Source organism: Thiorhodovibrio winogradskyi (assembly GCF_036208045.1).
GTDB classification, from domain to species: domain Bacteria; phylum Pseudomonadota; class Gammaproteobacteria; order Chromatiales; family Chromatiaceae; genus Thiorhodovibrio; species Thiorhodovibrio winogradskyi.
In genome coordinates this window covers 309,988-333,939 of sequence record NZ_CP121472.1, presented here as the reverse complement: position 1 = coordinate 333,939, position 23,952 = coordinate 309,988, and the positions used below count along the sequence as shown (strand labels likewise).

The window sequence follows — 23,952 nt, the reverse complement described above, 5'->3', positions numbered from 1 at the left end:
CCAAACAGATCACGGCAAATCCGTTCTAACCAACAGGCGCGACACGGGCAGCGCGGGGCATTGAGTTTGCCGTCATGCCCAGATAATCGAAGACACGGCGGACTTTGCGCGCGAGCTTCTCGATGGTGGCTGCCACGGAATCCTTGGATTTCGTTTTGATCAGACCGGCGGCAAACCGGCGCAGTCGGGTGATGTTTTCTGGTCCATGGCCGGTGCGGATGGTGCAGCGATCCTCATCCCAGTTCCAGTCGAGGATCCAGTGATGGGCTTCAATGCCCCAATGCCCACGGTTGAAGGCGAGCAGGCGCTTAGGGCTTGCACTCTCAGGGGTATGATCCGTGACGCCGAAGACTGTCTCGACGGAGGTCTTGTCGGTTTTTTTCTCAGTGGTGGTGCGCTCAATGGCGAAGACCTGCCCGACATGGGGGAAATCGAGATAGTTGTTCAGCGCCGTGGAGGTCCAAATCGCGCGGCTTTCGATACGCCCATGCGCAAGGTCCGATGACTCGCGAAAATCCGGCTCGCCCCGCGCCTGGAAAAGCAGGCGGATGTCGGCAACCAGCGTGGGCTGATTCTCTTTGGCGATAAAGACGTAATGCGCGCCCCGTTCGATGAGATACTCAGCGAGCGAGCGCTGGGTGAGCAGGGCGTCGGCGGTGAGGGTCTTGTCAGTGAGGTCGAGGGAGTCGAGCACCGGGATGGCCATCCCGATCTCGTTGGTTTGCTTCAGTTCATCACTGCCATTGACAGGCAAAGCACCGACTTTTTTTGGGTGTGACAGACCTTGGAGTCATGTCCAACGACACCGAGGATGTGGGTCTGGCGTCCCTCGGCGTCGATGGCATTGCACATCGTCTTGCCATCAATGGCCAGGCCCTCGTCCTCGGCGCCCATCTGCGCATTCCAGCCCTGCAGCGCCCCATCAAGGGCGTCGGGATCGACCCGGGTGAGGACATCGCGGATGCGCGTGCGGCTGGGCACCTCATAGCGACCGTTGCGATAACGGCAACCAAAGCGCGCCCGGGCCGCCTGGCTGAGATCCTTCGCCCAAGCGGCGATGGCCTTATAGCCACGCGCCCCGCACAGCACCGCCGCGGCGGAGATCGCAAGAACCACCGGCAAGGGATGACGCCGGCCTTGGCCGCGACGCGGATCAGGGACATCGACAAAGAACGCAGGAAGCGAACGCATCTGTTGTGCGGAGATCATGAGTTTTGGGGCTCCATAGCGATACTGGGAATCGAGTCTTGGGTCGGACAAGCGTGCTTGGACCTGCCCGATCAAGGGGCGGACAAACACCCGCTTGGCGCCATCGGGCTGCTGGCTGTAGCCGGCGCGCGTGCGGCGGTACCCGCGCGTCTGCCCGACCTCCAGCCAGTTGGCCGCGCGATAGCAGGTGCCGGTAAAGCGGCGCGGATCGACGAAGGTCTCCAGCAACCACAGCGGATAACCGAAGCGGGTCTGCCAATCAGTGCTGACCTGGCGCTCGCACAGCGACAGCACCTTGGAGGCGAGATTGGGCACATGCCACTGGGGCAGAATGAGAAAGCGGGCGTTGTTGGCGATCAGATGCAGGCGGTCGAACTGGTAGCGGCGATCCCAGCCGATCCACTGATCGCGCGCCGCGCACTTCCAGGCCGCGGCGCTCAGCACCAGCAACGCCAACCACTGATCCCGCCAGATGGCGACATACCAGAGGGTGTGACCGATTTTTGCCGCCGCGCCCAGGTAGTGATACGCCTCGAGCAATGCTTTGAAGCGCGCCTCTTCATCTGGGGCGACCGCACGCAGGGTGATGTCGTGCAAGTTCAGGGGGCTGCCTCGTCAATCAACATAGGCAGGCAGTTTGAACGAGTCGGACGGAAATGTCCAGAATCGAGGGTAAATACTTCTACGGCTTGTCAATTAGGGCTAGCACGGTTTCGCCCTGCCAAACAGATGCCGCGCCGGGGCGCTGAACTCGATATACACCCGCGCCGCCGGCACCCCCAGATGCTCCCCCACCAGCGCAGTGAGCGCGGCGGACAGCTCAGGCGTGCGCGCCTCCGGGAGCCCGAGACTTTTTAGCTCCAGATAGGCTAGGGGTTCATCGGTGCCAGCAAAACGCATCTTGGCGGTCGGCTCGGCGATCACCATCACATAGCCCTCCGGCTTGCCGAGTAGTTCCGCGACCTGCTTGGAGGCGGTGTCAAGCAGTGCGTCCCAGGCGCTGTCATCGCGCGTGGCATTGGTTTGAATTTTGAGTGTTGGCATGAAGATGCCTCCCTTGCGAGGCGAATGGATTCGCCTGTGATGAATTGACTCGCCAAATGGCGCTTGCCGGGGTGGCAAAGGGGTGGCAAAGGGATAGTAATGGCTTTCCGCCCCCCTAATGGTCCAGCGCGGGAAACACCAGATACCCCGTGTAACCAGCGGCTTGCGCGGGATTCTTCAAACGCTGCGCCGGATGGATGCCGGATGCGTCCGGCTCGCCATAAGGATGCTGCACCACCGACATCAGATAGGCGAAGCCCTTGATGTTGGGATACCAATAGGCCGAGGTCGCCTCCGCGCCATAGGGCGTGGTCTGGATGCGGGTGAGAGCGCCGGATTGGGTGTTGTAGGCCCAGACCATGTCGTTCTGGTGACCAGAGACACTGTCCTCGCCGATGATCAGTCTGTGGTAGCCCGGCAGGTAACTGATGTTATCCGGGTTGGCGATGCCGTCGATATCGCAGTGGTTCAGGCCGTCGAAGTCTGGCGAGTCGGCCTCGGCGCCATGATTGGTCGTCATGGGCGTACCCGAGATGAGCGGGAAGATGTGGGTGGCGGTGTAGTTGCCGTCGAGCGAGAGAGCGTAGACGGCGCCGCACAGATTGCCCCGGGCAATGGTCATGTGGTTGGGGCCGCCGATATCGTATTGATCATAGGGCCGCTTTTCCCCCTCGCGCCCCTTGCCAACCCGAGCAAAATCGAGCATGCCACGGTCGATCTCGGACATGGCAAGGTAGAGCAGGTTCGCGTCCGGGTTGTAGCTGATGCCTTCCATCTTGCGGAACTCGGTGGTGGCGCCCCGCATGGCCGCCCAACGCCGGGTCTCCAGGCGCGAGGCGATGTTCCAGTCGGACTGCCAGACGGCGCCATCGCCGTCGATGTCGCGCAGCTTCAGGCACTGGTGCTGGCCGTCTTGATGACCGACGTTGATGGAGCTGAAGCCCTCCGGGCAGCGGCCTGTGTTCTTGCCCTTTTCCTTGACTGGATCGGCCTCGTCGAAGATGTCGGCAAAGCGATAACTGTCTTTCCACTGGCTGACCTGGTCGTTGCTGGCATATCCCAGATAGACCCAGTCCAGCAACGCGGTACCGGCGCCGGCCGCGGATCGTTGCGACCAGCGCGCGGCCCAGAGAGAGCCGGCGCTCAGGTCGCCTGGGGTTTGGGCAACAAAGCGGAACAGGCCGACATTGGTGCCATCGTCCGACAGGTAGAGGGTTTTTCGATCCGGTAGCACATAGCCAAGCTCGAGCGCGATGCGCCCCATGGCGTAGTGTTTTTGTACCCTGGCGTGATCAAAGTCGCTGACATCAATTTCAATCGGGTAGCCGTAGTCATAGGGGTTCATGAGGTCGCCGGCTTGGGCAGGCGCGGCGCCAAAGTAGGTCGCCATGGCGGCGTTGTAGGGGCTGATGCTCTGGTCGCGCCATTGCCTGGCGTCCGGTTCATACTCTTCCGCGCCCAGGTGCGTGCCCCAGGGCGTCACACTACCCGCGCAAAGTACCCAGCCACCGCGCTGCGCGGCAAGGTCGAGCGCTCGGGTCTGGATGGCACTCAGCGCGCCCGTCTGCCTATCCTGAGCCAGCTCGGTCAGATAGATGGCGCCGGGGCGTGACTCAAAGTGGGAGACCATGTAAAGCTTGCCATCCTTGCCGGTGAGGATGGAGCTGAAGTCGTTGCTGTTGGAGATCACGGGCGAGCCGTCCGCGGCCAGCAGCGGATTGCCCTGGATGTCGTGCAGCAGGCCAAAGGTGCCGCTGCCCACCCTGTCGCCTGAGCGCAGGATGGCGCGGTATTCAAGGGGGGCCTGTCGACCATCGACCATGGCGGATGGCGATGTCAGAATCTGGCGCTTGTCGGCATCCGTTTGCGCAAAGGGTGCTGGGCTGAAGTCAATGCTTCCCGCCAGCGTTAAGGAAGCCGCCCCCAGACCGAGAGTTGCCGTGATAGTGAGGTGAATGGGTTTGGTTGGCATCCAATGGGTCCCCCGAGAGTGGCGTTGTGCGTATAGCATTACAAAATTTGGAACTGCTGTTGCATCAGCTAGTGTCCGACTGCAACAGGGTGAGGGGTTGGCGCGTCAGTTGTTCGCTGATCCATGCCTGGGATGATTCGATTCCCAGGGCTTTGGTGGCGGAAAAGGCCAGCAGCTGGCTGCCGGGGGGGAGCTCGGTGAGCTCGCGTCTGACCTGATGCAGGGTCCTGTCAACCGCCCCGCGCTTGAGCTTGTCGGCCTTGGTTAAAAGAACCAGCAGCGGCAGTGCGGCGTCCTGGCCCCAGGCCAGCATCTGGCGGTCGATGTCGGTCAGCGGGTGGCGGATGTCCATCAGCACCACCAGACCATGCAGTGATTGGCGCTCTGCCAGGTAATTGGCCATGAGCTGTTGCCAGCCGGTCTTGATGGCGACCGAAACCTTGGCGAAGCCGTAGCCGGGCAGGTCAACCAGGCGGTGCTCATCGTCGAGTTGGAAAAAAATCAGTTGTTGGGTGCGACCTGGCGTCTTGCTGGTGCGCGCGAGCCGGTTCTGGTGGCACAGAGCATTGAGCGCGCTGGATTTCCCGGCGTTGGAGCGCCCGGCAAAGGCGACCTCGGCGCCCGTATCCGGCGGAGCATGATCCAGTCCGGAGGCGGCGGACAGAAAGTGCGCGCGCTGAAAGACAGGATTCATGCGCCCGCCATGCCAGCGTCGCCATCGCGCCGCCAATGTCCGGAGCGGCCGCCGCTTTTTTCAACCAGGGCGATGCCTTCCATGGTCATGCCGCGATCAATGGCCTTGCACATGTCATAGATGGTCAGCAGGCCGATCTGCACCGCGCACAGGGCTTCCATCTCCACCCCAGTCTTGGATAGCGTCTCGACCCTTGCGGTGCACGCGACCGAGGGCGGCTGCCGTTGTGGCTGGAAGCTCACTTCCACATGGGTCAGTGGCAGGGGATGGCACAGCGGAATCAGGTCGGCGGTGCGCTTGGCGGCCATGATGGCGGCGATGCGGGCGATGGCCAGCACATCGCCCTTTGTGGTGTCGCCGGATTCAATCAACGCCAAGGTGGGCATCCGCATCAGAATGCGCCCGCTGGCAATGGCGCAGCGTTGGGTCGGGGGTTTTTCGCCGACATCGACCATGTGCGCCCGGCCTTGATTGTCGAAGTGGGTGAGTTCCTCGGCCATCTGCTCAGTCCCTCCGGGGTGCGCGGTTACGGGTCGGTTCGATGAGAGGGCCGGCCGCTGTGTTCATGCCTAGAAATTCGGCTTCTCTGGCGCCTCGTCGAACATCTTGACCGAGGCCATGATTTCCTCGCGCGCCTCCTCGCGCCCGCCCCAGCCGGCGATGCGCACCCATTTGCCCTCGTCCAGATCTTTGTAGTGTTCGAAGAAGTGCGCGATCTGATCGAGCAGATGTGGCGGCATGTCGCGGAAGCTGGTGATGTTGCGATAACCCTTGAACAGCTTGTCAATCGGCAGGGCGAGAACCTTGGCGTCGTCGCCGGATTCGTCTGTCATCTTGAGCACACCGATGGGCCGGCACTTGATCACCGAGCCGGGAATCAGCGGATAAGGCGTGACCACCATGACATCGATAGGATCGCCGTCGAGCGACAGCGTATGAGGCACATAGCCATAGTTGCAGGGGTAGTGCATGGCGGTGGACATGAAGCGATCCACGAACATGGCCCCGGTGGTCTTGTCCATTTCGTACTTGACAGGTTCCGCGTGCGACGGAATCTCGATGATGACGTTGATTTCATTCGGAACATTGTCGCCGCGCGGGACGCTGCGTAAATCCATGGAGGGTCTCCGTTAAGGAATTGGCTGATACGCCGGGTTGTTTGTCATTGCTATCCGGCCTCAGTGCAAAAAAAGGCCCGTGAAGAACCTTCACCTGGGTACATCGTAACCACGTTATCAGTGGCTCTAGGCTGCTGCCTCAACCATGTGATGCAGACGCATCAGCTTTGCAGCGGGGATTGGCAATAAGGCGCATGTTTGCCCCTGGATATCGGTAAATTCGACCTCATAGGTCTCGCTGTTATAAATCATAACAATAGTTCCAATCTGGCCGCGTTTGAGACGTAACGGGCGACTTGTCTCGAAATCGCGCGCTGGTATATCGGCAAGCAAGGCAACTGGATCATGAAGATGAAATTCTGATTGCATGATTTAACCCACATAGCAACTGACTAAACGAGGAAAATCCTCGCCATTCAGAATGATCCAAGCCGATTGCACCGAAATGTATGCGTGACCCTTGTGCATCTGCAAGCGCAGGCTGTAAATATCTCCGAAGCCGTTGTGTCCTCTGTGAACTGCTGCGTCAGAGCAAGCGGCGGCCGTCAATAGCGAACCCCGAAGGCGCTCAACATTGGTCAGGGTGATCCCGAGTGCCGAGTCGAAAACTCGCGCCTTGTGACGCCCTTCGAGATGTTTTGTGTTGAGTACATAGTCCTCAAGCTTGGTGCCTAAGTCCGCGCGATGTCCATTCGGTAGCTTCATTCTGCAATTGGACAACCGGAGCGTCAAACCGGAGCAATGCACAATCAATGCGCATGGCTCCGGTCTGTGTCGCCTAAAGCGGCTCGATCACAACAGCGGCACAATCAAGAGCGCCACAATGTTGATGATCTTGATCAGCGGGTTCACGGCTGGGCCGGCGGTGTCCTTGTAGGGGTCGCCGACTGTATCGCCAGTGACGGCGGCCTTGTGGGCTTCGGAGCCTTTGCCCTGGACGTTGCCATTGGCGTCCTTCAGCTGTCCGTCTTCGATGTACTTTTTGGCATTGTCCCAGGCGCCACCACCGACGGTCATGGAGATGGCGACGAACAGGCCGGTGACGATGGTGCCGATCAGCATGCCACCCAGCGCTTCTTTACCCAGAATCACGCCCACTAGCACCGGCACCAAGACCGGCAGCAGGGAGGGGACGATCATCTCTTTGATGGCGTCCTTGGTCAGCATGTCGACCGCCTTGGTGTAGTCCGGCTTTTGCTCGCCCTTCATGATGCCGGGCATCTCTTTGAACTGGCGGCGCACTTCGGTCACGATGCCGCTGGCGGCACGACCGACGGCCTCCATGGCCATGGCGCCGAACAGGTAGGGCACCATGCCGCCAATGAACAGACCAATGATCACCATGTGGTTGTTGAGGCTAAAGTCGGCGGTCGCATCGCCCAGGGCATGGGTGTAGTCAGCAAAGAGCACCAGCGCGGCCAGGCCGGCGGAGCCGATGGCGTAACCCTTGGTGACGGCCTTGGTGGTGTTGCCGACGGCGTCGAGCGGGTCGGTGATGCCACGGATTTTTTCATCCAGCTCGGCCATTTCGGCGATGCCGCCGGCGTTGTCGGTGATGGGGCCAAAGGCGTCGAGCGCGACGATGATGCCAGTCATGCTGAGCATGGCGGTGGCGGCGATGGCGATACCGTACAGCCCGCCGAGCCAGTAGGACAGCAGAATGGCCACGCAGACGGCCAGCACGGGCGCGGCCGTGGATTTCATCGAGACACCCAGGCCGGCGATGATGTTGGTCGCGTGTCCGGTTTCGGACGCCTTGGCCACCAGCTTGACCGGATTGAACTCGGTGCCGGTATAGTATTCGGTGATGACCACCAGCAGGCCGGTCAATGCCAGGCCGATCAGGGCCGCGAGATAGAGCGCGAAGCTGGCGCCGAAGCCGCCACCCGGGTTCATGATCAGGGTGATGGGCAGGAAGGCGGCCGCGGCGATGCCGCCGGCGATGATCAACCCCTTGTACAGGGCGCTCATGATCTTGGTGTCGCCTTCCTCGGCCTTGACGTAGAAGGTGCCGATGACGGATGCGATAATGGAAATACCGCCAAGGACCAGCGGATAAGTCACGGCGGAGCCGGCGGTCATCACTAGCGAGCCGAGCAGCATGGTGGCCACGACTGTGACCGCGTAGGTCTCGAACAGGTCAGCGGCCATGCCGGCGCAGTCGCCGACGTTGTCGCCGACATTATCGGCGATGACCGCCGGGTTGCGCGGATCATCCTCGGGAATGCCAGCCTCGACCTTGCCAACCAGATCGGCGCCCACATCGGCGCCCTTGGTGAAAATGCCGCCGCCGAGTCGCGCGAAGATGGAAATCAGCGAGCCACCAAAGCCCAAGCCGACCAGGGCATGCAGGGCTTCTTTCTGCTCGACGCCGCTCATGGCCATGAAGCCATAGTAGCCGGCCACGCCCAGCAGGCCCAGGCCCACCACCAGCAGGCCGGTAATGGCCCCGCCGCGGAAGGCAACCTGCAGCGCGGCATCCAGTCCGTCATTGGCGGCCTGGGCGGTGCGCACATTGGCGCGCACCGAGATGTTCATGCCAATGTAACCGGCCGCGCCCGAGAAGAGGGCGCCGATTACAAAACCCATGGCGGTGTAGAAATCGAGAAAAATCAGCAACAGGACGGCCAGTGCGCCGCCAACCATGCCGATGGTCATGTACTGACGATTAAGGTAGGCACTGGCGCCTTCCTGGATGGCGGCGGCAATCTCTTGCATGCGCTCGTTGCCGGGCGATAGCTTGAGGATCCATTGCACGGACCAGATGCCGTAACCGAGCGCCGCGAAGGCGCACAGAATCGCAAAAAAAGTTCCCATGGTTTGAGTTCGCTCCTAATACGGGTTGGTGGGCTTGAAGAGCCGTCAGGGCGCGACACAGCAGGGATGGGATTTGCGCGATGACGGCAAGGGAAGTCCGCGGCCGGGCCGATCAGGCCCGACGCATGTCCTCGGCAGCTTTCGCTCAGAGTTCGAAAGCCGCGAGTTTCTTCTCGACCGGCGCGTTTTTCAGTGTCACAAAACGCGGTAGGCCGTTGCTGAAGGGCGGATAGTCCTCGCCCTGAATCAAGGGCAGCAAATACTCCTTGCAGGCCGCCGTGATGCCAAAGCCGTCTTCGGTGATGAAGTCGCGTGGCATGAATTTTTCCACATTGGCCACTTCGGACAGCGGCGCCTCGCCCACTTCCCAGCGGTAGGGATCACTACTGACTCGCTTGATGGTCGGCATGATGGCATTGTGTCCAGCCAGGGCGAACTCCACGCCCGCCTTGCCGGTGGCGTAAGCCTGCTCGACATCGGTCTTGGAGGCCAGGTGGCGCGCGGCCCGTTGCAGATAATCGGCCACCGCCCAGTGGAACTTGTAGCCCAGTGCTTCCTTGACCATGTTCGCCACCACCGGCGCGGCGCCACCGAGTTGGGCATGACCAAAGGCGTCCTTGGTACCCTGCTCGGCCAGGAAGCGCCCATCGGGCCAGTGGCAGCCCTCGGAAACCACCACGGTGCAGTAGCCGTGCTGCTCGACCATGCCCTTGGCCTTGGCCATGAATTGTTCCTGATCGAACTCGATTTCCGGGAAGAGCACCAGCACCGGGATGCCGTGGTCTTCGATCAGGCCGCCGGCGGCGGCGATCCAGCCGGCATGGCGCCCCATGACTTCGAGCACAAAGAGCTTGGTCGAGGTCTTGGCCATGGAGCGCACATCGAAGGAGGCCTCTAGCGCCGAGGTGGCGATGTATTTGGCCACCGAGCCAAAGCCCGGGCAGTTGTCGGTGATCGGCAGGTCGTTATCCACCGTCTTGGGGACATGGATGGCCTGCACCGGGTAACCCAAGGTCTCGGACAGCTGGCTGACCTTGTAGCAGGTGTCGGCCGAGTCGCCGCCGCCGTTGTAGAAGAAATAGCCGATGTCATGCGCCTTGAAGACCTCGATCAGGCGCTCGTACTCGCGTTTGTTGGCCTCCAGGCTTTTGAGCTTGTAGCGGCAGGAGCCAAAGGCGCCGGATGGGGTGTGGCGCAGCGCGGCGATGTCATCGTCGCTTTCCTGACTGGTGTCGATCAGATCCTCGGTCAGGGCGCCTATGATGCCGTTGCGCCCGGCATAAACATTGGCGATCTTGTCCTTGTGCTGGCGGGCGGTCTCGATCACCCCGCAGGCGGAGGCATTGATCACGGCGGTCACGCCACCGGATTGAGCATAGAAAGCGTTCTTCGCGGCCATTGGAGGTCTCCCTAACTGTAAGGTGTCTGGGGTTAGCGTGAAGCGGGCGGTCTCATTTGGCGTTGGCCCGGAACCTAGCGCGATAGGGTAACCAAAGCCCATGCCGCGCGCATCGAAAAATTGCCTGGGGATGTTTCTGGGGTAGATCCAAGGGAAGTGGATCCAGGGGGGGCCAGGGACAGAAGTTCCAGGAACAGGTTACTGACGTTCGGGTCTCTTCTGGCCCTTGGCCAAGAAACCACGGTAACAAGAATTGGCTTGCCTTGTCGCCTACCGCCTGAAGAGGCTAGTGCCGTGCCGCGGTAGCTGGACAGGTCAAATTTCACCTCAGTCCCATGGCTTCACGCATCAGGCGCTGCTTGAGCACCGGGAGTTGGTTGACGGCGGTCAGACCCAGCCCGCGGGCGGCGGCCAATAATGGATTGGCGTTGCTGAACAGGCGTTTGATCGCGTCCATGGCGAGCAGCATGTGCTCGTTTTCGCCGCGGCGGGCGCGCTCATGGCGGCGCAGGATAGCGGGGCTGGCGATATCGCGCCCGTGGCGATGGGCGTGGGCCAGAGCATCATGCAGCGCGGCAACATCGAGAAAGCCGAGATTCACTCCCTGGCCGGCGAGCGGATGGATGGCATGGGCAGCATCGCCAATCAGGGCGGCGCGGTCTTGGACATAGCGCAGGGCATGGGAGCGCCGCAGGCCAAAGGAGGCACGCGGGCCGACAGCGCGGATCGGACCCAGGCGGCGATCAAATGCCGTCTCGAGTTCGCGCGCAAAGCGGTCGTCGTCCATGGCCAGCAGTTCTTCCGCGCGCGTTTGCTCGGCGGACCAGACGATGGAGCAGCGCCCATCGGCCAGCGGCAGGAAGGCCAGCGGACCGGTCGGCAAAAACCGCTGCCAGGCGGTCTCGCGATGCCAGTGTCCGGGTGTGACTGTTGCCACAATGGCCTGCTGGTCATAAAGAACCGTCTCACAGCCGATGCCGAGCGCCGCGCGCACGCGTGAATCCCGCCCGTCGGCGCCAATCAGCAGCCGGGCAGTGAGCCTGCGATTGTCGCTCTGGTTGCCATCCAGGAGCAGGCACGCACCGTCCCTGTCCATCTCCAAGGCTTCGACCTTGGCCGGGCACAGCAGGCTGATGTTCTCGGCCTGTTCGAGCTGCTCCCAGAGCGCCAGGCGGATGACGCGGTTCTCGACGATGTGGCCGAGATCCGGCTCGCCCAGGTCCGCGCTGTCGAAGTGCAGCGTGCCACCGCCGGGGCCGCTGTCCGGCGCGTCCCAGACGATCATCTCGCGATAGGGGCTGACGCCGAGTTCCAGCATGCGCGGCCAGGCGCCGAGACGGGATAGTAGATTCTGACTGGCGCGGCTCAGCGCCGAGACGCGCAGGTCGATGTCGCCGGCTGACCAGTCGCGTCGCGGTGGCTGAGCATCAATCACAGCGATGCGCAGTCCCAGATCACGACAGGCGCAGGCCAGGGCCGCGCCGACCATGCCGCCGCCAACAATGGCGATATCAACCTGCTCGGGGGCTTGCCCCTGAATTTTGGGGCGCTCGGTTTGGGGTTGCTGCTGACTCGCGGTTTGCTTCGCGCGCTCGGGTTGCCCGGAGCTGGGTTGCCCGGAATTTGGCTGTTTCGGCCGCGCCTTGCTGGTGCGCGGCCGGGATTTTGGCTTGGTGCTCATGGCGTCTCCTCCGAGGATGAATCGGCCCAGCGCAGGAAAGCGGACGACACCGGCGGCAGGCCGCGCGCCAGACGCGGCAGTCGCCCCTCCAGCCCCATGAAGCGACGGGCGAGCCGATGGCGCAGCGGCGGCAGCAGGTCCAGCCCCACCAGCCCGAGATTCCGCCCGAGTTGCGCGTGTGGGCAGGGCAGGCCGAACAGGCGCACCAGGCCGTCGGTCAGTCCGGCGGTGGCCAGATGATCCGCCCGGCGGCGGCGCTGGTAGGCCTTGAGCAGCGCCACGCCGCCAGGATCCGCCGCCGTGCTCTGCGCCTCGACCAAGAGATCGGTCAACTCGGCGACATCGCGCAACCCGAGATTAAAGCCCTGGCCAGCCACCGGGTGCAGTGTGTGAGCAGCGTTGCCAATCAGCGCGAAGCGCTCGCGGGTGATCTGGCGCGCCAGGCGCAGCCGCAGTGGATAGGCAAAGCGCCGCGCCGGCTGGGTCAGGCGACCGAGCCGCTGGCCGAAACGCTGCTGCAAGCGCGCCACAAACGCCTGGTCGTCCAGCGCCAGAATGCCGGGCGCCTCGCGCTCCCAGGCGGTCCAGACCACCGAGTAGCGGCCTTGGGTCATGGGCAGCATGGCTAGCGGGCCGGAGCGGGTAAAGCGCTCGAAGGCGGTGCCGCGCGTGCGTGCGGGCGCTTGTTCCGCCAGCACCGTGGAAATAATCGCCTGCTGGCCGTAGTCCCGGTCGCGCAGCGGGATGCCGAGGCGCTCGCGCAGACTGGAATCCCCGCCATCCGCCGCGACCACCAGACTGGCGCTCAGGCTGCGATGGCCATCGGGCAGCATCACCTCCAGTCGCGCCTGCTCGGCGTTAAGATTCAAGGCGACGATGCGACCGGGGCGCAGCCAGTCGATGCGCGGATGCTCGGCCAGGGCCTGCTCGATGGCGGCGCCCATGGCGCGCGCCGGGACCACCTCGCCCAGGGAATCGACGCCTTCTTCCTCGGCGCTCAGATGGGCAAAGCCGGCATGGCCGCGATCGGAGATATGAATGCGCCGGATTGGCTCGGCCTCGGGTGCGATGGCCGACCACAGCCCCATGCCGGTGAAAATGCGCCGGCTGCCGTGCGACAGAGCGATGACCCGCTCGTCGTAGCTTGGCTGGATGGCGGCGCTGGCGGGCACCTTCTCGATGATGGCAATGCGCAGCCCGGTGTCGCGCAGGGCGCAGGCCAGACTGCCGCCCACCAGGCCGCCACCGACGATGACGAGATCATAGTGGTTACTCATGCTCTGTACTCCGTGCGCGGGCGGTTTGGGCGCCATTCTTGGCACTGGTCTCCCCAGCCATGAGCGCCTCGATGTCGTCCGCATCCTTGGGGACATCGCGCGACAGGATCTCGGCGCCCGCGTCGGTGATTAGGATGTCGTCTTCAATGCGAATGCCAATGCCGCGATAGGCCTCTGGCACCTCGGCGTCGGGTGCGACATAGAGTCCGGGCTCAATGGTCAGGGTCATGCCGGGCTCGAGCAAACGCCATTTGCCCTCGCGTTTGTAGGCGCCGACATCATGCACGTCAAGCCCCAGCCAATGGCCAGTGCGGTGCATGTAGAAGGGCTTGAACTTCTCTTTTTTGATGAGTTTTCCGACTTTTTTTCCCTTGTTGTCAAGCAGCCCAAGGCGCACCAGCCCCTCGGTCAGCACCTGCAAGGCGGCCTTGTGCATGGCGTCCCATGGCTCGCCGGGGCGCGCCTTGGCGATGGCGGCCCGCTGGGCTTCCAGCACCAGGTCGTAGAGTTCGCGCTGGGCCGGACTGAAGCGACCATTGACCGGGAAGGTCCGGGTGATGTCCGAGGCATAGCCTTGCTGCTCGCAGCCGGCGTCGATCAGCACCAGGTCGCCGTCTTTAAGTTCCGCGTTGTTCTCCACATAGTGCAGAACGCAGGCATGCTCCCCGCCGGCGACAATGGGCGGATAGGCCTGTTCGCGCGCGCCCTGCTCGGCGCAGCGGTGCAGGAAGAGCGCTTCGAGCTGTTGTTCGTTCATGCCGGGGCGGCAGTGGCGCATGAGCGCGCGATGGCCGGCGGCGGAGATCCGCGCCGCCTCGCGCATCAGGGTCAGCTCGGCCTCGCTCTTGCGCAGGCGCGCCTCGTGCAGCAGCTCGCCGCTGTCGACCAGCTCAGAGGGCGCGGTGATGCCCTTGCGCGCCTGGGCGCGGAGTTTGCGCAGCCAGCCCATCACCCGCGGGTCGAAGGCGTCATCCTGGCCAAAGGGATAGTACAACCGCCGGCGCGAGGCGAGCAGCTTGGGCAGCTTCTCGTCGATCTTGGCGAGTGGATGGGCGTTATCGGCGCGAAACTGTTCGACCGCGCCCTTGGGGCCGAAGCGTCGCCCATCCCAGGTCTCGCGCTCGGGATCCTTGGGGCGCACAAAGAGCACATAGTCGCCGTGCTTGTGCTCGGGCGCCAGCACTGCCACGGCATCGGGCTCGGGAAAGCCGGTCAGCCAGAGAAAATCGCTGTGCTGGCGGAAGGGGTAATGGGTGTCGCGATTGCGCATCACCTCGTGGGCGGCGGGGATGATGAGCGCCCCGTCTGGGCCAATGGCCTCAAGCAGGGCGTGGCGGCGCTGGTGGTGTTCGTTCTGGCTGATCTTCATGCTTGAAGCCATCCCGGGTGGGAAAACCGCGAATTCATATTGGTGCCGTCATTCATAGGCTAGGCTCGCGCCTCGCGGGTGAAATCGGCCTCAATGGGCCTGGGTCGGACCCTGCTCCTCGTACACCAGCATGGCGGCCACCCAGAGAAATTCGGTCACCTCGGCCAGGGCTTGTTCATTGTCCTCGCTGTCGCCGAGATCATTGACGTCCATGCGCGTGACTTCAGTCAAATCCGCGAGCGCGTCGCGCGTGATCACGCTGAAGCTGTTGGGGTCGCGGCCGTTCAGGCCCAGTCCGTACAAAAAGCCCCGGCTCCAGTCGTTGACTCCCTCGGCACGCGCGACAAGGGGCGCGTCAGCGCTCGGCAGCAACGGGGTGAATGCGCGTCGCGGGCCTTGAATACTAGTCAGGGTTTGTTCGGCGACCGCGGTCAGGGCGGCGCGACAGTTAGCGGTGTCGTGGTCAGAGGTAGGGGTCTTGGGTAGAATTTCATCCAGCCAGCGCGCCAGGCAGTCGCGCTCGCCACTGCACAGCAGGCCGCAGTAGATGCCGTGCGCCTCGCTGGGAGTTAGGGCCAGCTCGCTGAGGTCGCTTAAATGCTCCAGCGAGGGATGATCGGCCAGGGTGCTGGCGTGAGAGGAGTGCTCGGCGGACATGACAATGCGGCGTTGGGCAGCTTAGGCTGCGAAAAATGGATGTGGACTATAGGCGAGCTGGGATCATAGCATGCTAGCTGCTTGTGGCAGTTGTCGGCGGCCGTTGTCCGTGCGGTCCATGCCCGCCATGGCCAGCGGTTGCCGCGGCTGTTGCGCATCGTGCCGCCCTTGCAAGGCGCGCGTTTTTCTACAAAGTTGCCGCAAGTCTGTGACCTTGCGACCCATCCGGGTGCGTTTCACATTGACCGAATGGCTTGCGACTTCTATATTGCAAAGCGTTAACAGGCAAAAAAGAAGCGCGCGCAATGTCTGGGTTCGACTTTAATCTTTTCGAGAAGCAGGTGGATGAGCTGGTTGGTTTGTGCGACCGACTGCGTGAAGAAAACGCATCATTGCGAGCCAGTCAAGAGCATCTGGTGGCTGAGAGAGCGGAATTGATCGAAAAAACCGAACTCGCTCGCAGCCGCATCGAGGCCATGGTGCTGCGCTTGAAATCGCTCGAAGATCAACTGTAGAGGGCAACCATTGTGAGAGGGCATCATCTGTGAGCGAGGATCATCCCACCCCGGTCACGGTGCAGATTCTGGAGAAGGAATATCGCATTTCCTGCGCGCCCGAGGAACGTCCCGGCCTGCTTGAATCCGCCCGCATACTCGACGAGCGCATGCGCCAGGTACGCAAGAGCGGCCGGGTGCTCGGCGGCGACCGCATCGCCGTGATGGCCGCGTTGAATCTCATTTATGAGCTGATGCATGAACGTGACCAGCAGACGCAGGTCGCCAGCCGCCTCAAGGGCCTGCAAGAGCGGGTCAGTCACGCCGTGACTGGAGAATCCGGCACGCCCACCGCCTGACGCGCTCCTTTATTGGTTGAATGGACTGGTCCAGCCGGGCTGGGTACGCCAACCGCCCGGCATTCCCTGCTTGGGTCTCCCGAGCCTCGTACCTTGAATCCCCTCGCCACCTTCAACACCCTGATTGACTCTCCCGCCTGGCCGACGCTGCAGCTCGGCCTGCATGGGTTGTTTTTCATCAATCTGCTGTATCTGCTCAAGCGGCTGTTCGATCTGCGCGCGGCGGCCAAGCTGAAGGCGCTGCCCAAGCCCAAATCCCTAGTCGGCGGCGGATTGGTTTTGCTGGTGCTGGGGGGTACTTTTGGTGGCGTGCTGGCCTACCAGGCAAGCTGGCAGTTGATGGGCATGACCCGCCCGGACTTCATCGCCTTCATGCAGACTTACGACAGGCGCCAGTTCAACCCGGCGCATCGCATCGCGCGCGGGCGTATTGCCGATCATCGCGGGCAGGTACTGGCCTACAGCGAGGAGCGCGATGGCCGGGTCCAGCGTCTCTACCCCGATGGTCCGGCCTTTGCTCATGTGATTGGCTATCAGGATCCGACCTTTGGCGCCGCCGGGCTCGAGGGTTCGGCCAATGCCCACCTCAATGGCAGCACTCCGGCGGATTTGCGCGCCTGGCGCGATCTTGGCCAGCGGGTGGTGACCCAGCGCGAGCCGCGCGGTCAGGATCTGGTGTTGACGCTCGACGCCGAGTTGCAGCGCCAGGCCTTCGCGGCGCTCGATGGGCGCGCTGGCGCGGTGGTGATGCTGCGTCCCGGCGATGGCGCCCTGCGGGTGCTGGCCAGCGCGCCGGCCTTCGATCCCAACCAGCTCTCGGCCGGCCTGTTCCAGCGCGGCGACCCCGAGGCACGGCTGTTGAACCGCGCCCTGCAGGGGCGCTATCCACCCGGTTCCACCTTCAAGCTGGTGCTGGCGGCCGAGGCACTGGCGGCGGGCCAGACCGGACCCTTGGTGTGCGCGCCGGAAGGCTTTACCACCTCGGCGCGCTATCCGCTGATTCGCGATCACGACTACTATTCGGCGCGACGCAGCGGCATGACCTGGCGGGGGCACGGCAGCCTATCCTTGTCGCGCGCACTGGCGGAGTCCTGCAATGTGTTCTTCGCCAAGCTCGGCGTACAGCTCGGCCATGAGCGCTTTGCCGCGACCCTGAATGATTTTCTGTTCGGCCGGCGCATCCCCCTGCATCGCAGCGCCCATGGCAGCCTGACCATGGTCACCGGCGAGGCGCCGCGCATTGCCAAAACCGATCAATATGGTCTCGCCCAGGCATCCATCGGCCAGGGGCGGGTGCTGATGAGCCCGGCGCATCTGGCGCTGATCACCGCCGCCATCGCCAACGATGGCCTGGCGGTCAAGCCGCGTCTGGTCGCAAGCGATCAGCCCGAGGCCCTGGCGCGACTCATGACAGCGACGCACGCACGCCAGTTACAAGGGATGATGCGTCGGGTGGTCACCGAGGGCACGGCGCGCGGCATCGCCATGGCGGAGCTTGCCATTGCCGGTAAGACTGGCACGGCGCAGAACGCCGATGGCGCGCCCCACAGCTGGTTTGTCGGCTTCGCGCCGGCGGACAGGCGCGCGCCCGAGCAGACCCTGGCCATCGCCGTGCTGGTGGAACAGGGCGGCTATGGTTCGACCGTCGCCGCGCCCCTGGCGCGCGATCTGCTGTTGCAGGCCCAGCAACTTGGGCTGCTGCCATGACGGCGGCTAATCCCGCAAGCTGGCGGGAGAGCTGGACGGCACGGGCGCCCGAGCGTCATTGGCTGTGGCTGTGCGTCTTTGCCGTCAGTGTGGGTTTTTTGCTCATTTTCGGTGCCCAGCGCAGCGTCGAGCGACTGATTGAGGCACGCGATCTGCTGCCGCTGGCGCTCTATGTGCCGAGCCTGATGGTCGTGCACCTGAGCCTGGTCGCGGTACGTTTTCGCGGCGATCAACTGCTGGTGGTGGCGGTGGCGCTGCTTTCGGGGCTGGGCATTCTGATGCACTATCGCCTCGGCGCCTTCGGTGCCGACACTTTGACCGGAGCCATCCGCCAGTACGCGCTCTACCCGGCTGGCATGGGCGTCATGCTGCTGGTCACCCTGGGTGCCATGCGCGGGCGCTATCGCCATCTGGCCAGCTGGCCCTGGCTGTGGGCGCTGATCTCGCTTGGGCTGCTGGCGGCCCTGGTGGTGACTGGGCAGCGCTATCGCGGCGCCATCTACGCCGCCGGCTTTTTGACTCCGAGCGAGTTTCTCAAGCTCAGCCTGGTCATCTATTTGGCCGCCTTCATCTCCGCGCGTGCCGCGGCACTCGGCGCCTGGCGCCATGGCGTGCTGCCACCCGTGCGCGCGCTGCTGCCGCTGGCGGGCGTGTGGCTGGTGCTGTGCGCGCTGTTGTTGTGGCAGCGCGATCTTGGCATGTTCGCCATTGTGAATCTGGTGCTGCCGTTGTTGCTGACCCTCGGCACCGGGCGCATTGGCTACCTGCTACTCGGGCTCGCGGCGGTGAGCGGCGGTACCCTGGTGCTGCTACGTTTTTTTAGCCATGGCGCGCGTCGCATCGACGCCTGGCTAAATCCCTTCGCCGATCCCACCGGCGCGAGTTGGCAACTGCTGCAGGGCCTGTCGGGCATGTACTCGGGCGGGCTCTGGGGGCAGGGCTTTGGCGCCGGCAATCCGGAGTATATTCCCATCGCCGCGTCGGACTTCGTCTACGCCGTGGTTGGCGAGGAGCTTGGCTTTTTCGGCTCGGTGCTGGTGGTGATGTTTTTTCTGCTGCTGTTTCAGCGGGGCTTCGCCATTGCCCTGCGCTGTCGCGGCCTCTTCGCCCGGCTGCTGGCACTGGGACTCACCACCGTGCTCATGGTGCAGACCTTCCTGAACATCGGTGGCGTGACCAAGCTGATTCCGCTCACCGGGCTCACCCTACCATTCATCAGCCAAGGCGGCAGCAGCCTGCTCGCCTCCCTGATGGCCGTGGGTCTGTTGCTGGCGATCTCCGATGGCGAGCCGAAGAGTCGTGGGCGGACAAAACGCCGTAAGGGATGAGTGCCGAAGTTCAATTCCGCGCGTAGCGTTCTTGCTGGCCCGCGGGTCTGATGATCTGATAAATGTTCGACAGATCGTAGCCGCTATAACGTGCCGGCTTTCTGCGGTTTTCTCCACCATAGCTTAGCATCAGGGCCTTTTTGTGAGCAGGATCCTCCCAGCCAACGAAAATGGCGCTGTGCTCAACGCCTCCATATTGATGGTTGATATAGTACAGCCAGTCGCCCGGCTGGACTAAGCCGATGTCGGCATAGGGTCCACGATTTTTGCTGCCCTTGAAAACCGTCTTGCGTTGGCTCCTCGGGTATCCCGCGCGGTCATAGACGGTGTCGATGTAATCCCAACAGCTACCGGGAATGATTTCTTTTTCAATCAGCGTCATGCGTCTTCCAGTCGCCAGTATTTCACGGCCGTCGGGTGTCGCCTTTCTTTCCGCCGCGGAGATGATGCCGTCTCCGGAATCGTCATCGAACTTGGCGGCAGCTTTGTCGGGGTTGGATTGACAAGCGGCGATGCCAAGCGCCACCAGCATGATCAAGACATGTTTTGTCATGGTTCCGATGTATCCTCGAGCGCGAGATTTGGTTAATGCAGCCTGCGCGGAGAAAGCGCGGGGCGGCGTGAGAAAAATGGCCAATGGTTGATTAATTTCATCGACTATTATTCGCGTTGCCGTCAAGCTGTGCCTCATGCAAACAGCGCAGGCTTGATCAGGGCTGAGTCACAGGCCGACCAGGGTGTGCGCGAGGCTCCACGAAAGAGGTTAATGAAAAATGGACAGTTTTACGCGAAATTACAGCATCGTTCTGGGCGTGATTGTGGTTTTGGTGTTGGGCTTTTGGATTAAGTCTAGCTGGCAACCGCGCGTTTGGGAACTAAATAATCTGCTTGAGTCCGATGCTGCCCTGGCTGACTATCCCTATCAGTTCCGGGTACGCTCGTTCGATAATGGTCTGGCTATCTTGTCTACGCCACGCAATCATAGTTTTCCGGCCTATCTTTTTTTGCAGGTGATTCACCCCGAACTGGCCGGCAAGGATCAGGCTGATCCCGCCATGGTTGCCGCCCAGCGGGAGTTGATCAAGCACCAAAAAGGTGCCCAGACTCTGATACTCGGCCAGCCGGATGTCGAGCGGGTGGATTGGGAACTGGATGTCAAATGGTTGTCCGATCATGGCGTGCATGCATCGGCGAACCCTTAAAGCCGTTGTTCCGGTCGTGCTGGTGGCAGAGCACTCTGTTGTGACTTTTCGGGTATCCTTAACGGGATGATATCCGAGCAGAACAGCGTACAGAACCCTCCTTGGGCGGACTCTGAAGCCAGTCTTGCGATCAGCCCCCTGGCTGAGTCCCAAACTGGCTCCCCAGCCTGCTCCCCAGCCGGGTTTGCCGTCTTCCCACTGGCGGAGCCCCTGCAACGGGGTCTGGTCAGGGCGGGCTTTAGCGAACCGACGCCGGTGCAGCAGGCGGTGATTCCCGCCGCGCTCGCGGGCGCGGATTTGCTGGTCGCCGCCGCCACCGGCTCGGGCAAGACCGCCGCCTTTCTGTTGCCGCTGATGCAGCGCTTGCTGGCCCAGCCAGCGCCGCGCGCGGCCACCCGGGCGCTGATCCTGGTGCCGACGCGCGAGTTGGCCACCCAGATAGAAACGCATTTTTTTGCCCTCGGCAGCTACAGCCGCCTTGGTATCGGCGTCATCATCGGCGGGGCGCCGCGGGCGCGCCAGATTTCCATTCTACGCAAGAATCCCGAGCTGATCGTGGCCACGCCGGGGCGCATGCTCGATCATTTGCGCGCGGGCGAGGCGGACCTTGGCGATCTGGAATGCCTGGTGCTCGACGAAGCCGACCGCATGCTCGACCTTGGTTTTGCCGAGGACGTACTGGCCATCCTGGCTTTCTGCAACCCCAAGCGCCAGTCGCTGCTGTTCTCCGCCACCTTGCATCATCGCCATCTGCAAGCCCTGATCGGCCCGGCGCTGCGCGAGCCACGGGTATTGCGCATCGACTCACCGCGCGCACCTTCCGCGCTGATTCGCCATCAGCTGATCCGCTGCAATGAGACGGCGCCCAAGCCGGCGCAATTGCTTGGTCTGCTGGCGGCCGAGCCGGCCGCGCGGCTGGTGCTGGTATTTGTTAATCAGCGCGAGCGCAGTCTGTCACTCACTGAGCAGTTGCGTGCCACCGGTCATCGCGCGGCGGGTCTGCATGGAGAGCTTGAGCAGCGCGAGCGCGAGCGGGTGCTGGGCTTGTTTCGCGCGGGTCAGGTGCGTGTGCTGGTGGCCACTGAGGTCGCGGCACGCGGCCTGGATATTCCCAATGTGGATTTGGTGGTACATTATGATCCGCCTCCACGCGGCGATGATTATCTGCACCGTAGCGGACGTACCGGTCGTGCCGGTGTCTCGGGACTGGCCGTCACCCTGGTCACGGCCACGGACTGGCATCGTATGGATACAATCCGCCGTTATCTGGGATTGGAGCTCGAGGAGCGGGTGCTGCCTGGCCTCAAAGGGAGTTTTCGCATTCCGCCCAAACGTGGCAAGGCGGCGGGAGCAAAGAGCGGCAAGGCAAGGGCGCGCGGGGGCAAACCCGCTGCCCCAACCAAAGCCAAGGGGCGTTGGCGAGATCGCAAGCAGATAGGTCGCAGGCGGGTTCCGTCCGATTCTTCCCCGCCCGATTCTTCCTAAAATGAGTTTTAAGGCGCCATGATGTCGTTCGAGAATGTTTGCCCGAACAGCGATGGCCTCCTGGTAGCCGTGGCGCGCTCCTTGGCCGATCCGATTTTTGTCATCGACGAAACAGGTCGCTACCGTCATGTGCTCGGTGGCGCGGCGCGCCAGTACTACGATAGCTCCGAGTATCTCATCGGGCGGCGCATGCACGAGGTGCTGCCGCGAGAGATTGCCGATCAATTTCTCGCGGTGATCCGGCGTGCCCTAGCGGACAATGAGGTGCAAACCCTCGAATACCGGCTGTCCTCGCTGCTCTGCGACGGCAACCGGCGCGACGGCCCGAGCGAGGATCAGTGGTTTGAAGGGCGGGTGTCACCCATTGAGAGCCTGCCGGACGCGGACGCGCGCGCGGTGGCCTGGGTGGTGATCAACATTACCCAGCGCAAGCAACTCGAAGCAGAACTTGAGCGCCTGGCGGTGACCGATGAACTGACCGGCATGCTCAATCGCCGCGCCTTCATTGAAACCGCCGACGCGGCCATCGCGCGGGCGCTGCGCTTTGGTCATCCCCTGCAACTGGCGCTGATGGATCTGGATCATTTCAAGCGCATTAACGACGACCTGGGACATCCGGTCGGTGATCAGGTGCTGCGCCATGTCAGCAAGCTGCTAAAAGAGCGGGTGCGATCCACGGACGTGCTCGGGCGCATTGGCGGCGAGGAATTCGCGCTCTGCATGCCAGACAGCCATCCGGGCGATGCCCAGGTCCTGGTCAATGACATCCGCGAGATCCTGCGCGGCCAACCGGCGGACGTCGACCTGGGCAATGGCGGCAGACGCAAGCTCCCGGTCACCTTCAGCGCCGGTATAAGCAGTCTGGCGAGCGAGGATAGCAACACCATCGACCTGTTCATCCGGGCCGACAAGTGCCTGTATCGGGCCAAGCATGAGGGGCGCGATTGCGTGCGCGGGCCAGGTTGAAGCGTTTTGCGAAAAGCTGAACACTGGAACCCTGCCGACAGGGGCGAATTTATTCACCGCCTGGCGCCGGCGACAACTCCCGCAGACGTCGCGCGACCTGCTGCAAGTCCGCCCAGCCGCGTGCTTTCTCGGCCGGGCTGCGCAGATAGTAGGAGGGATGGTAGGTCACCAGCAGCGGAATCTGGTTTGGACCAAAGCTGTGCCAACGACCGCGCAGTTCCCACAGGGCATCGCCGGTTTGCAGCAGTGCTTGCGCCGAGATGCGGCCCAGGCACAGCAGGAGTTGGGGCGCGACCAGGCTGATCTGCCGCTCGATGAAGGCGCGGCAGGTGGCGATTTCCTCGGGGAGCGGATCGCGGTTGCCGGGCGGACGGCATTTAATAATGTTGCCGATGTAGACCTGTTCGCGCGGCAGATCGATGGCGGCGAGCATGCGTGTGAGCAACTGCCCGGCGCGCCCGACAAAGGGCTCGCCCTGGCGATCCTCGTCAGCTCCCGGCGCCTCGCCGACGAGCATCAGACTGGCGTGGCGGTTGCCGGTGCCAAAGACTGTCCGATTGCGTCGGGCGCAAAGTCCACAGCGCCGGCACTGGCTGACCTCGTTCTCCAGTTCCGGCCAGTCCATGGCGGCGATGCCCTGGGCATCGGCGGATTGGAGAAGGCTGCTCGGTGCCGATTCGGGACTGCCGGGCGCCGGGGTAACAGGTTCCAGGCTGACGGGTGCCGGGCCAGGGGGCGCTAGGCTAGAGGGTGCTGGGGCCGGCGGACTTGCCGAGGCAATGGGCGTATCTAGTGGCGGGGAGCTCGGCCGAGCTGTTGCCGGCGGGGTTACTGGTGGGAGGGATCGCCTGGTGCCCGAGGTCGTCTTTGAGGCGGCCGCGCCAGGAACGGCGCCGAGCGCTGCCCTGGCAGCCGCGATCCCCACGAATCCACTCGCGGTCGAGGCTGGAGTCGCGGGCGCCGTGCCTGGGGGCGCCCCAGTGCTCGCGCGTCCCTGGGACGGTGGCGCGGTGGAGAGCGCGATCCCGTCTCCAGTGCCCAAATCGGTGGTCAGATCCCATTTGGCCTCGCCTGTAAACAGTCTGTCCGGTTCGGCGTCGAAGCTGTCGCGCGGACGCCACAGCACGACACCGACGGCTTTCAGATAGCGGCGACTGCGCGCGAGATCCATGAT

The 23,952-nt window shown here is 63.1% G+C and carries 24 protein-coding genes; 7 read left to right on the top strand and 17 right to left on the bottom strand.

Annotation, left to right across the window (positions count from 1 at the left end; translation table 11 throughout):
• Positions 1–25: 25 nt before the first annotated feature.
• The 15 genes from Thiowin_RS01705 to Thiowin_RS01640 all read right to left on the bottom strand — a co-directional run bounded on the left by Thiowin_RS01705 (position 26) and on the right by Thiowin_RS01640 (position 15,237).
• A complete protein-coding gene (locus Thiowin_RS01705; RefSeq protein ID WP_328983484.1) occupies positions 26–706 on the bottom strand; it encodes an ISAs1 family transposase in 681 nt (226 codons plus the stop codon).
• Positions 707–726: 20 nt separating this feature from the next.
• Complete coding sequence (locus Thiowin_RS01700) at positions 727–1,806, bottom strand: Druantia anti-phage system protein DruA (RefSeq protein ID WP_328983485.1); 1,080 nt, start codon at positions 1,804–1,806, stop codon at positions 727–729.
• A gap of 105 nt (positions 1,807–1,911) precedes the next feature.
• Positions 1,912–2,253 carry a phenylpyruvate tautomerase MIF-related protein gene (locus Thiowin_RS01695; RefSeq protein ID WP_328986028.1) on the bottom strand — a complete coding sequence of 114 codons (342 nt, stop codon included), beginning with the start codon at positions 2,251–2,253 and terminating at the stop codon, positions 1,912–1,914.
• 115 nt (positions 2,254–2,368) lie between these two features.
• Positions 2,369–4,225, bottom strand: a complete 1,857-nt coding sequence (locus Thiowin_RS01690) for an alkaline phosphatase PhoX (RefSeq protein ID WP_328986027.1) — start codon at positions 4,223–4,225, stop codon at positions 2,369–2,371.
• Between the two features lie 64 nt (positions 4,226–4,289).
• Positions 4,290–4,919, bottom strand: a complete 630-nt coding sequence (yihA, locus tag Thiowin_RS01685; protein WP_328986026.1) for a ribosome biogenesis GTP-binding protein YihA/YsxC — start codon at positions 4,917–4,919, stop codon at positions 4,290–4,292.
• Entirely contained in the window at positions 4,916–5,419 is a 504-nt protein-coding gene (gene moaC / locus Thiowin_RS01680) for a cyclic pyranopterin monophosphate synthase MoaC (RefSeq protein ID WP_328986025.1), read from the bottom strand. Before moaC ends, yihA begins: the two co-directional genes overlap by 4 nt.
• Positions 5,420–5,488: 69 nt before the next feature.
• Positions 5,489–6,037, bottom strand: coding sequence for an inorganic diphosphatase (gene ppa / locus Thiowin_RS01675; RefSeq protein WP_328986024.1), 549 nt, complete (start codon positions 6,035–6,037; stop codon positions 5,489–5,491).
• A 126-nt stretch (positions 6,038–6,163) separates the two neighbouring features.
• Positions 6,164–6,406: a DUF4926 domain-containing protein gene (locus tag Thiowin_RS01670; protein ID WP_328986023.1), complete on the bottom strand. Its 243-nt coding sequence runs from the start codon at positions 6,404–6,406 to the stop codon at positions 6,164–6,166.
• A 3-nt stretch (positions 6,407–6,409) separates the two neighbouring features.
• Complete coding sequence (locus Thiowin_RS25135) at positions 6,410–6,742, bottom strand: DUF6883 domain-containing protein (protein ID WP_408034148.1); 333 nt, start codon at positions 6,740–6,742, stop codon at positions 6,410–6,412.
• An 87-nt stretch (positions 6,743–6,829) separates the two neighbouring features.
• Positions 6,830–8,854 (bottom strand): sodium-translocating pyrophosphatase, encoded by a 2,025-nt coding sequence (locus Thiowin_RS01665; RefSeq protein ID WP_328986022.1) that lies wholly within the window; start codon positions 8,852–8,854, stop codon positions 6,830–6,832.
• A gap of 145 nt (positions 8,855–8,999) precedes the next feature.
• Positions 9,000–10,253, bottom strand: a complete 1,254-nt coding sequence (locus tag Thiowin_RS01660) for a 6-phosphofructokinase (protein WP_328986021.1) — start codon at positions 10,251–10,253, stop codon at positions 9,000–9,002.
• Positions 10,254–10,575: 322 nt separating this feature from the next.
• Positions 10,576–11,934, bottom strand: a complete 1,359-nt coding sequence (locus Thiowin_RS01655; RefSeq protein ID WP_328986020.1) for a UbiH/UbiF/VisC/COQ6 family ubiquinone biosynthesis hydroxylase — start codon at positions 11,932–11,934, stop codon at positions 10,576–10,578.
• Positions 11,931–13,211: a 2-octaprenyl-6-methoxyphenyl hydroxylase gene (gene ubiH, locus Thiowin_RS01650; protein WP_328986019.1), complete on the bottom strand. Its 1,281-nt coding sequence runs from the start codon at positions 13,209–13,211 to the stop codon at positions 11,931–11,933. The genes Thiowin_RS01655 and ubiH overlap by 4 nt, the downstream gene beginning before the upstream one ends.
• Complete coding sequence (gene pepP, locus Thiowin_RS01645; protein WP_328986018.1) at positions 13,204–14,580, bottom strand: Xaa-Pro aminopeptidase; 1,377 nt, start codon at positions 14,578–14,580, stop codon at positions 13,204–13,206. Before pepP ends, ubiH begins: the two co-directional genes overlap by 8 nt.
• Before the next feature lie 90 nt (positions 14,581–14,670).
• On the bottom strand, positions 14,671–15,237 hold the full coding sequence (locus Thiowin_RS01640) for a YecA family protein (protein WP_328986017.1): 567 nt from the start codon (positions 15,235–15,237) through the stop codon (positions 14,671–14,673).
• Positions 15,238–15,542: 305 nt separating this feature from the next.
• Between Thiowin_RS01640 and Thiowin_RS01635 the strand changes: the two genes are divergently transcribed.
• The 4 genes from Thiowin_RS01635 (at position 15,543) to Thiowin_RS01620 (ending at position 19,125) form a co-directional block, all read left to right on the top strand.
• Positions 15,543–15,752 carry a TIGR02449 family protein gene (locus tag Thiowin_RS01635; RefSeq protein ID WP_328986016.1) on the top strand — a complete coding sequence of 70 codons (210 nt, stop codon included), beginning with the start codon at positions 15,543–15,545 and terminating at the stop codon, positions 15,750–15,752.
• Positions 15,753–15,781: 29 nt separating this feature from the next.
• Positions 15,782–16,090: a cell division protein ZapA gene (locus Thiowin_RS01630; protein WP_328986015.1), complete on the top strand. Its 309-nt coding sequence runs from the start codon at positions 15,782–15,784 to the stop codon at positions 16,088–16,090.
• A 93-nt stretch (positions 16,091–16,183) separates the two neighbouring features.
• Positions 16,184–17,797 (top strand): peptidoglycan D,D-transpeptidase FtsI family protein, encoded by a 1,614-nt coding sequence (locus Thiowin_RS01625; RefSeq protein ID WP_328986014.1) that lies wholly within the window; start codon positions 16,184–16,186, stop codon positions 17,795–17,797.
• Positions 17,794–19,125, top strand: a complete 1,332-nt coding sequence (locus Thiowin_RS01620; RefSeq protein ID WP_328986013.1) for an FtsW/RodA/SpoVE family cell cycle protein — start codon at positions 17,794–17,796, stop codon at positions 19,123–19,125. The genes Thiowin_RS01625 and Thiowin_RS01620 overlap by 4 nt, the downstream gene beginning before the upstream one ends.
• 10 nt (positions 19,126–19,135) lie before the next feature.
• Here the strand turns inward: Thiowin_RS01620 and Thiowin_RS01615 are convergent, their stop codons facing one another.
• Entirely contained in the window at positions 19,136–19,678 is a 543-nt protein-coding gene (locus Thiowin_RS01615; protein WP_328986012.1) for a hypothetical protein, read from the bottom strand.
• A 220-nt stretch (positions 19,679–19,898) separates the two neighbouring features.
• Here Thiowin_RS01615 and Thiowin_RS01610 point away from each other — a divergent pair, with 220 nt between their 5' ends.
• The 3 genes from Thiowin_RS01610 (at position 19,899) to Thiowin_RS01600 (ending at position 22,778) form a co-directional block, all read left to right on the top strand.
• Entirely contained in the window at positions 19,899–20,327 is a 429-nt protein-coding gene (locus tag Thiowin_RS01610) for a hypothetical protein (RefSeq protein ID WP_328986011.1), read from the top strand.
• Between the two features lie 66 nt (positions 20,328–20,393).
• Complete coding sequence (locus tag Thiowin_RS01605) at positions 20,394–21,812, top strand: DEAD/DEAH box helicase (protein ID WP_328986010.1); 1,419 nt, start codon at positions 20,394–20,396, stop codon at positions 21,810–21,812.
• Positions 21,813–21,830: 18 nt separating this feature from the next.
• Positions 21,831–22,778, top strand: a complete 948-nt coding sequence (locus tag Thiowin_RS01600; protein WP_328986009.1) for a GGDEF domain-containing protein — start codon at positions 21,831–21,833, stop codon at positions 22,776–22,778.
• 49 nt (positions 22,779–22,827) lie between these two features.
• On the opposite strand, the gene Thiowin_RS01595 is transcribed toward Thiowin_RS01600, so the two are convergent.
• A complete protein-coding gene (locus Thiowin_RS01595; RefSeq protein ID WP_328986008.1) occupies positions 22,828–23,949 on the bottom strand; it encodes a uracil-DNA glycosylase in 1,122 nt (373 codons plus the stop codon).
• Positions 23,950–23,952 lie beyond the last annotated feature (3 nt).